The sequence below is a fragment of the Mycobacterium sp. genome (genome assembly GCF_051006775.1).
GTDB lineage: Bacteria > Actinomycetota > Actinomycetes > Mycobacteriales > Mycobacteriaceae > Mycobacterium.
In genome coordinates, this window is record NZ_JBPCSX010000190.1 from 1 (window position 1) to 8,405 (window position 8,405).

Genomic DNA, 8,405 nt, shown 5'->3' on the forward strand with positions numbered 1-8,405 from the left:
GCGGCATGGCGCACTCTGAACTTCGCGGAACGCGAGTGGCCGAGATCTACCTGGCGCCCGGCAGCCGGTTGCCCATGCGTGCGACCGACGCGGTCGAGGCCGAGGCCGGCAAGGGTCTGGTCGGCGACCGGTATCACGGTAGCCGCCACCGCCAGGTCACCATCCAGTCGCGAGAGGCGCTGGACCGCACCGCAGAACAACTCGGCTACGACTTCAGCTCCGGCGCGACCCGGCGCAATATCACCGTGGACGTCGGTGATATCCCGACCACTCCCGGAGCGCGGTTGCGCATCGGCGAGGTGGAGTTCGAAGTGGTGCGCGTCGCCGCACCCTGCCGGCTGATGGAGGACGCCGTCGGGCCGGGAGCGACGGCGGCACTGCGCGGCCGAGCCGGGTCGGCCTGCCGGGTGCTGACCTCGGGGACAATCCGGGTCGGTGACGCGGTCGAACTGCTCGACGGGTGAACACCGTCCTTCTCGGGTTCGCCGCCGCATTGGGTCTGATCGTCGCGATCGGTGCGCAGAATGCCTTCGTCCTGCGCCAGGGCATCCGGGACGAACATGTCCTGCCGGTGGTCATCCTCTGTGCCGCATCCGATCTGGTGCTCATCATCGCCGGGGTGGCCGGCGTCGGGGCATTGGTCACCAGCCATCCCCTGGTGATGACGATCGCGCGCTACGGCGGTGCGGCGTTCCTGCTCGGGTATGGACTGCTGGCCGCGCGGCGGGCGATCCGGCCGGAGGTCATGACACCGAGCACCGAAGGCCCGGCGCGCCTTTCGGCGGTGCTGTCGACCTGCCTGGCGCTGACCTTCCTCAACCCGCACGTGTATCTGGACACCGTGGTTCTGCTCGGGACACTGGCCAACCGGCAGGGCGAGAACCGTTGGCTGTTCGCCGGCGGAGCCGGCGCGGCCAGTGCGGTCTGGTTCTTCGGTCTGGGGTTCGGTGCCCGCAGACTCGCAGGTCTGTTCGCCACTCCTGGCACCTGGCGGGTGCTCGACGGCCTTATCGCGGTGACCATGGTGGCACTGGGTTTCTCGCTGATCACTACATAGCAGGGGCGATCGCCTATGCCTCCCCGCTGTCCTACCCGATGGTGGCCGCGCAGTTGCCGCCCCTGCTGGTCCGTGCTCTGAGTTGAGCGCCGTGCTTGGATTGGAGCCGTGACCCAGCCCGGTTTTGCTCAGGTCGGTAGCCGCTACTACCCGGTCCTAGTCGCGGTGTTCACCGCACTGGTGATCGTCTCCAATGTCGCCGCCACCAAAGGTGTGGCTTTCGGTCCCATCATCACCGACGGCGGGTTCATCGTCTTCCCGCTCACCTACATCATCGGCGACGTGCTGGCCGAGGTCTATGGATTCGCCGCGGCCAGGCGCGCCATCCTGCTCGGATTCGTTATGAATGGCCTTGCAGCACTGGCATTCTGGGTCACCGTCTACCTTCCCGCCGCCGACTTCTATCCGAACCAGGAACATTTCGCCAATGTCGTCGGCGCGTACACCCAGTTGATCGTGGCAGGCCTGGCGGGGTTCATCGTCGGGCAGACGATCAACGCCTGGACCGTGGTCAAGATCAAGGAGCGGACCAAGGAGAAGCACCTGTGGGCCCGGCTGGTCGGGTCCACCTTCGCCGGCCAACTCGGTGACACCCTGGTGTTCTGTGCCATCGCGGCGCACGCCATCGGAATCTCCAGCTTTGCCGACTTCGCCACCTACACCGCACTGGGCTGGATCTACAAGACCGCCGTCGAGGTCGTCATGCTGCCGGTCACCTACCGGCTCATCGGCTACATCAAAGGCCACGAGCCGACCTACACCCCGCTGGTGTGATGGGTACGCCCCTCATCCGGGACTACGGGGACCGGGCGCTGCTGGTCGAATGCCGTTCCGGCGACGAGGTTCTGGCTTTGTCCGCCGCACTGCGGGCTGACGATCTGCCAGGAGTCATCGACATCGTGCCCGGGGCGCGCACAGTACTGGTGGCGCTCACCGGTCCGCAGGACCGCGCCACCCTTCGTTCCCGGCTCACGGTTATCGGAATCCCCGAACCCGCGGATACCGGACCTGCGCACGACGAGGTGGTGATCGACGTCGTGTACGACGGGGCCGACCTCGCTGCGGTGGCGGCGCTGACCGGGCTCAGTGTCGGCGAGGTGGTCCAGGCCCATACCGGCACCGCATGGCGGGTCGGATTCGGCGGGTTCGCGCCCGGCTTCGCCTACCTTGTCGGCGGCGATCCGCGCCTCGCGGTGCCGCGGCGATCGGAGCCCCGCACCCGGGTTCCAGCCGGATCGGTGGGCCTGGCCGGTGAGTTCAGCGGGGTCTACCCTCGCGAGTCGCCGGGCGGATGGCAGCTCATCGGCCGGACCGACGCCGTGCTGTGGGATGTCGATCGGCCACAACCGGCGCTCCTGATGCCTGGTATGTGGGTGCGCTTCCGCAGTGCGGCGCAATCGTGACGGCGCTGGAGATCCTGCGGACGGGGCCACTGGCGCTGGTGCAGGACCTCGGCCGGCCCGGACTGGCCCATATCGGGGTCACCCGGTCCGGCGCAGCCGACCGCCCGGCGCATCTGCTCGCCAATCGGCTGGTGGCCAACCCCGCCGGCTACGCCACGGTCGAGGTCACCCTCGGGGGTTTCGCCGCCCGGGTGCTCGACGGCAGCGCCGACATCACCGTAACCGGTGCCGATGCCCGGGCCGTCATCGACGGAGTTCCCTTCGGCGCCAACAGTATCCGGCGCGTCCACGCCGGACAGGTGATCTCACTGAGCGCGCCGATATCCGGAATGCGGACCTATCTGGCCGTCCGCGGTGGCATCGCCGTCACCCCGGTACTTGGCTCGCGCAGTTACGACACCATGTCCGGGCTCGGTCCGCCACCATTGCGTCCGGGCGACGTAGTGCCGGCCGGTGAACCGACGGCCGACTTCCCGGCAGTCGAGCTGGCTCCGGTGGCCGCGGTCAGTGCGGGGACGGTCGAGTTGCGGGTGGTTCGCGGTCCGCGCGATGACTGGTTCAGCGATCCGGATGCACTGGTCCGGTCCGACTGGGTCACCTCCGATCGCAGCGACCGGGTCGGGGTGCGCCTGACGGGTCCGGCACTGGCTGCGCTGGAGCCGCAGCGGCAGCTCCCCAGTGAGGGCGCCACTCGCGGCGCGATCCAGGTGCCGCCGAACGGCCAGCCCGTGATCCTCGGCCCGGACCACCCGGTCACCGGCGGCTATCCCGTCATCGGGGTGCTCATCGACCGCGACTCCGACAAACTGGCCCAGCTGCGACCGGGACAACCGGTCCGGCTTCGGTGGGCGCGACCCGACGCGGACGGCCGCTGACGCTGTATTCTGTGACCTACGACACCTTCGGGGTGTGCAAGGAGGTCCCATGTCCAGAGCCAGCGAACTCGCCGAACTACACCATCTGATCGGGGGGCTGCGCAGTTGCGTTGCGTCACTACAGGCGCACTACGGCAACGGGCCGGCCATGCGGCGGGTGGTCATCGACACCGACCGGATCCTCCAGGACCTCGAACTGCTGGATATGGACTCACGGGAACTCGAGGTCGCCGCCCACGAGGTCGTGGCCTCGGCCGAGAAGATCCCGGTGCCCGACACACCCTACGAACGCGAGTTCTGGCGGGACGTGGATGACGAGGGCGTCGGGGGCCGCTCCAAACACTGAGTCCGCGCTGGTGTGGCGTGCATTACAGACGCCGCCCCACTTTGGATTCGACACACTTTCGTGAGTACCCTTCGGATCAGTATGAATCGAAGGGGACTACCTCTATGAGCGCACCCGCCACGAACCGGCGTGCCACTGGTGTTTTCTCGCCCGGTCGGGCCCAGATTGCGCAGCGCACACTGCGGACCGACAACTGGCTGAAGTCACCCATCGTCACCGACCTGGGCTTCGCCGCGTTCGTCATCTACGCGACCGTGCGGGCCTTCCAGCGGGATCACTTCTTCGTGGAGAAGTACCACTATCTGACGCCGTTCTACTCGCCGTGCATGTCCGTCAAGTGCGGCGAGGCCAGTGAATTCTGGCCGCAGATCCTGCCCGACTCGGGCCTGCTGTCCTACCTGCCCTATGCGCTGTTCTCACTGCCTTTCCTGCTGCTGTTCCGCATCACCTGCTACTACTATCGCGGCGCCTACTACCGCTCGGTCTGGCAGTCCCCGACCGCCTGCGCCGTAGCCGAGCCACACGCCACCTACACCGGCGAGACGCGCTTCCCGCTGATCCTGCAGAACCTGCACCGGTACTTCTTCTACATCGCCGCGCTGATCTCGGTGATCAACACCTGGGACGCCATCCACGCCATGCACTCGCCGTCCGGCTTCGGCTTCGGTTTGGGCAACGTCATCCTGTGGGCCAACGTCATCATGCTGTGGGTCTACACGGTCTCCTGCCACTCCTGCCGGCACGTGATGGGCGGGCGCCTCAAGCACTTCTCCAAGCACCCGGTGCGCTACCGGCTGTGGACCGAGATCAGCAAGCTCAACGTCCACCACAAGAAGTTCGCGTGGATCACCCTGGGCACCCTGATGTTCACCGACTTCTACGTCATGCTGGTCGCCAGTGGCGCCATCTCTGACCTGAGATTCATAGGCTAATTAGGTTCGCTGACTAGGGATTTCCCCTACCGAGTTCTAAGCGAGGGTTCAATGGTTGAAGTCGAGCGGCATTCCTACGACGTGGTCGTGATCGGTGCGGGTGGGTCGGGTCTCCGCGCGGTGATCGAGGCGCGCCAGCGCGGCCTGCGGGTGGCGGTGGTGACCAAGTCACTGTTCGGCAAGGCACACACCGTGATGGCCGAGGGTGGCTGCGCGGCGGCGATGGGCAACGCCAACCCCAAAGACAACTGGAAGGTGCACTTCGCCGACACCATGCGTGGCGGCAAGTTCCTCAACAACTGGCGGATGGCCGAACTGCATGCCCAGGAGGCACCCGATCGGGTGTGGGAGCTGGAGACCTACGGCGCACTGTTCGACCGGACCAAGGACGGACGAATCAGTCAGCGCAACTTCGGTGGCCACACCTATCCGCGGCTGGCGCACGTCGGTGACCGCACCGGTCTGGAGATCATCCGCACCCTGCAGCAGAAGATCGTCTCGCTGCAGCAGGAGGACAAGGCCGAACTCGGCGACTACGACGCCCGGATCAAGATCTTCCACGAGTGTGCGATCACCGAACTGATCCTGGACGAAAGCGGGGGCGAGAAGAAGATCGCCGGCGCCTTCGGGTACTGGCGCGAGACCGGCAAGTTCATTGTGTTCGAGGCACCCGCCGTGGTGCTCGCCACCGGCGGCATCGGCAAGTCGTTCAAGGTGTCGTCGAACTCCTGGGAGTACACCGGAGACGGTCACGCCCTGGCGATGCGCGCCGGCGCGGGTCTGATCAACATGGAGTTCATCCAGTTCCACCCGACCGGAATGGTCTGGCCGCTGTCGGTGAAGGGCATTCTGGTCACCGAGGGCGTTCGCGGCGACGGCGGGGTTCTGAAGAACTCCGAGGGCAAGCGGTTCATGTTCGACTACATCCCCTCGGTGTTCAAAGGTCAGTACGCCGAGACCGAGGAAGAAGCCGACAAATGGCTGGCCGAGCAATCGGGATCGGGCGACGGAACCTCTCGCCGCACCCCGGATCTGCTGCCCCGCGACGAGGTTGCCCGGGCGATCAACACCGAGGTGAAGGCCGGCCGCGGTAGCCCGCACGGCGGCGTCTTCCTCGACATCGCGACCCGGATGACGCCCGAGGAGATCAAGAAGCGCCTGCCGTCGATGTACCACCAGTTCCTGGAACTGGCCGAGGTCGACATCACCAAGGACGAGATGGAGGTCGGGCCGACCTGCCACTACGTCATGGGCGGTATCGAGGTCGATCCCGACACCGGTGCGGCGGCCACCGCGGGTCTGTTCGCGGCCGGCGAATGCTCCGGCGGTATGCACGGTTCCAACCGGCTCGGCGGCAACTCGCTGTCGGACCTGTTGGTGTTCGGCCGCCGGGCCGGAATGGGCGCGGCCGATTACGTACGGGCCCTGTCGGATCGGCCGGCCATCCCGGAGGCGGCGGTGGAGGAGGCGGCGAAAATCGCGCTGACTCCGTTCGAAGGCCCGCAGGGACAGGCAAAGCCGGAGAACCCGTACACCCTGCACGCCGATCTGCAGCAGACGATGAACGACCTCGTCGGCATCATCCGCACCGGCGAGGAAATGCAGCAGGCCCTGGACAAGATCGACGAGTTCAAGGTCCGCTTCCGCAATATCGAGTCCGATGGTCGCCGGGAATTCAACCCGGGCTGGCACCTGGCCATGGATATGCGCAACATGCTGCTGGTGAGCGAGTGCATCGCGCGCTCTGCCCTGACCCGCACCGAGAGCCGTGGCGGCCACACCCGCGACGACTTCCCGAAAATGGACTCGGGCTGGCGCCACGATCTGGTGGTCTGCCGCACCGAGGGCGACGACCCGATCATGCCGACAGTCGTGGCCAGCCGCGAACAGCAGGCTCCGATGCGCGAGGATCTGCTCGAGCTGTTCGAACTCGAAGAACTCGGGAAGTACTTCACTGACGACGAACTCGCGCAGCACCCCGGACGGAAGGGCTGAAATGAGCTATCAGGCAAATCTTCGGGTGTGGCGCGGCGATGACGCCGGCGGCGAGCTGCGCGACTACGAGGTGGGCGTCAACGAGGGCGAGGTCGTCCTCGATATCGTCCACCGCCTACAGGCTGAGCAGGCCGGCGACCTTGCGGTGCGGTGGAACTGCAAGGCCGGTAAGTGCGGCTCCTGCTCGGCGGAGATCAACGGTCGCCCCCGACTCATGTGCATGACCCGGATGTCGACCTTCGACCCCGCCGAAACCGTCACCATCACACCGCTGCGCACCTTCCCGGTGATCCGCGACCTGGTGACCGATGTCTCGTTCAACTATGAGAAGGCTCGCGAGATTCCGTCATTCGCACCGCCGAAGGATCTGCAGCCCGGTGACTACCGGATGGCACAGGAGGACGTCGAGCGGTCGCAGGAATTCCGCAAGTGCATCGAGTGCTTCCTGTGCAACAACGTCTGCCACGTGGTCCGCGACCACGAGGAGAACAAGAAGTCGTTCGCCGGTCCGCGTTACCTGATGAGAACCGCCGAGCTCGATATGCACCCGCTGGACACCTTGGACCGCAAGGACATGGCCCAGGAGGACTTCGGACTCGGTTACTGCAACATCACCAAGTGCTGCACTGAGGTGTGCCCCGAGCACATCAAGATCACCGACAACGCGCTGATCCCGATGAAGGAGCGTGTGGCCGACCGCAAGTACGACCCGGTCGTCTGGCTCGGCAATAAATTGTTCCGCAGGAAGTAAAGGCTAGCCGCCGAGGCGGTGAAAACCGCTGCGGTGGAAGATGATCGGCGCACCGCCGTGCACCGTGACATTCCGGACGCGCAGTAGCACGATCGTGTGATCTCCGGCGGGCAATTCCTGCTCTATCGCGCTCTCCAGCCATACGCAGGTGTCTTTGACGAAGACGGCCCCGGCCGTCGAGGACACCGTGTCCAATCCGGCGAACCGATCGCCGGTCTTGGCCGCCAACGTGCGTGCCGCCGTGTCTTGCGCCTCGCCGAGCACACTGATGCCCAACGCCTGCACGGCCTTGAGCTTGGGCCAGGTCTCGGAGCTGTTCTGGACGCAGAAGGACACCAGGGGCGGATCCAACGACACCGGCACGAAGGTGCTGGCGGCCAGACCTACCCGCACACCGTCGATCTCCGCGGCGATCGCGATGACACCGGACGGGAAGTGGCCGAATGCCTCGCGGAGCGCGGCGGGGCTGAGTTCGGTGTTGCTCATGACCCCTCCATCTTCACATGGGTAGCGTTGCGCTTGATGTGGATCACCCTGCTGGTCATGGCTCTCGCGGTCAGTCTGGAACCCTTTCGGGTCGGGATGACCGTGCTGATGCTCAACCGTCCACGCCCTCGACTACAGCTGGCCGCCTTCCTGTGCGGCGGCTACCTGATGGGCTTGTCGGTGGGGGTGATCGTGCTGTTCACCATCGAATCTCGGCTGCCGGAGTCCGCGCATTTCACCCTGCCCAGGGTCCAGATCGTCGTCGGGGTGCTGGCCTTGCTGGCGGCAGTCTTCCTGGCAGCCACCACCGGTCGTCCCCGCACGCCGCCGGTGTGGATGGCCCGATTACTCGAGGGCACCTCCCCGTGGGTTGCCGGAGTCGCCGGCCTGGGTATCGCGCTGCCCTCGCTGGACTACCTGGCGGCGCTGGCCGTTATCGCCGCCGGCAGTGCAACCGTCGCCACCCGGATCTCGGCACTGGTGATGTTCAACGTGGTTGCCTTCACCCTGGTGGAAATTCCGCTAGTTGCCTACCTGGTGGCGCCGGAGCGCACCCACGC

Annotated in this window: 11 protein-coding genes; 10 read left to right on the plus strand and 1 reads right to left on the minus strand. The window is 66.1% G+C overall.

Annotated features, from left to right (window positions below):
- The first annotated feature begins 5 nt into the window (after nt 1–5).
- From ACR2JI_RS13720 to ACR2JI_RS13760, 9 genes are all read left to right on the plus strand, one after another.
- Nucleotides 6–464 (plus strand): MOSC domain-containing protein, encoded by a 459-nt coding sequence (locus ACR2JI_RS13720; protein WP_526390855.1) that lies wholly within the window; start codon nt 6–8, stop codon nt 462–464.
- Nucleotides 461–1,057, plus strand: coding sequence for a LysE/ArgO family amino acid transporter (locus ACR2JI_RS13725; RefSeq protein WP_526390835.1), 597 nt, complete (start codon nt 461–463; stop codon nt 1,055–1,057). The genes ACR2JI_RS13720 and ACR2JI_RS13725 overlap by 4 nt, the downstream gene beginning before the upstream one ends.
- A 108-nt stretch (nt 1,058–1,165) precedes the next feature.
- On the plus strand, nt 1,166–1,831 hold the full coding sequence (locus tag ACR2JI_RS13730) for a queuosine precursor transporter (protein WP_526390837.1): 666 nt from the start codon (nt 1,166–1,168) through the stop codon (nt 1,829–1,831).
- Entirely contained in the window at nt 1,831–2,460 is a 630-nt protein-coding gene (locus ACR2JI_RS13735) for a 5-oxoprolinase subunit B family protein (protein WP_526390839.1), read from the plus strand. Before ACR2JI_RS13730 ends, ACR2JI_RS13735 begins: the two co-directional genes overlap by 1 nt.
- Entirely contained in the window at nt 2,457–3,335 is an 879-nt protein-coding gene (locus ACR2JI_RS13740; protein ID WP_526390841.1) for a 5-oxoprolinase subunit C family protein, read from the plus strand. The genes ACR2JI_RS13735 and ACR2JI_RS13740 overlap by 4 nt, the downstream gene beginning before the upstream one ends.
- 49 nt (nt 3,336–3,384) lie before the next feature.
- Nucleotides 3,385–3,681, plus strand: coding sequence for an Rv0250c family protein (locus ACR2JI_RS13745; RefSeq protein WP_526390843.1), 297 nt, complete (start codon nt 3,385–3,387; stop codon nt 3,679–3,681).
- Between the two features lie 104 nt (nt 3,682–3,785).
- Nucleotides 3,786–4,613: a succinate dehydrogenase subunit SdhC gene (gene sdhC / locus ACR2JI_RS13750; RefSeq protein ID WP_526390845.1), complete on the plus strand. Its 828-nt coding sequence runs from the start codon at nt 3,786–3,788 to the stop codon at nt 4,611–4,613.
- A 51-nt stretch (nt 4,614–4,664) separates the two neighbouring features.
- Nucleotides 4,665–6,608 carry a fumarate reductase/succinate dehydrogenase flavoprotein subunit gene (locus ACR2JI_RS13755; RefSeq protein WP_526390847.1) on the plus strand — a complete coding sequence of 648 codons (1,944 nt, stop codon included), beginning with the start codon at nt 4,665–4,667 and terminating at the stop codon, nt 6,606–6,608.
- Between the two features lies 1 nt (nt 6,609).
- Nucleotides 6,610–7,359 (plus strand): succinate dehydrogenase/fumarate reductase iron-sulfur subunit, encoded by a 750-nt coding sequence (locus ACR2JI_RS13760; RefSeq protein WP_526390849.1) that lies wholly within the window; start codon nt 6,610–6,612, stop codon nt 7,357–7,359.
- Between the two features lie 3 nt (nt 7,360–7,362).
- Here ACR2JI_RS13760 and ACR2JI_RS13765 read toward each other — a convergent pair whose 3' ends face one another.
- On the minus strand, nt 7,363–7,845 hold the full coding sequence (locus ACR2JI_RS13765; protein ID WP_526390851.1) for a flavin reductase family protein: 483 nt from the start codon (nt 7,843–7,845) through the stop codon (nt 7,363–7,365).
- A 36-nt stretch (nt 7,846–7,881) separates the two neighbouring features.
- On the opposite strand from ACR2JI_RS13765, the gene ACR2JI_RS13770 reads away from it, so the two are divergent.
- On the plus strand, nt 7,882–8,405 hold a 524-nt coding region (locus tag ACR2JI_RS13770), incomplete at its 3' end, for a GAP family protein (RefSeq protein ID WP_526390853.1).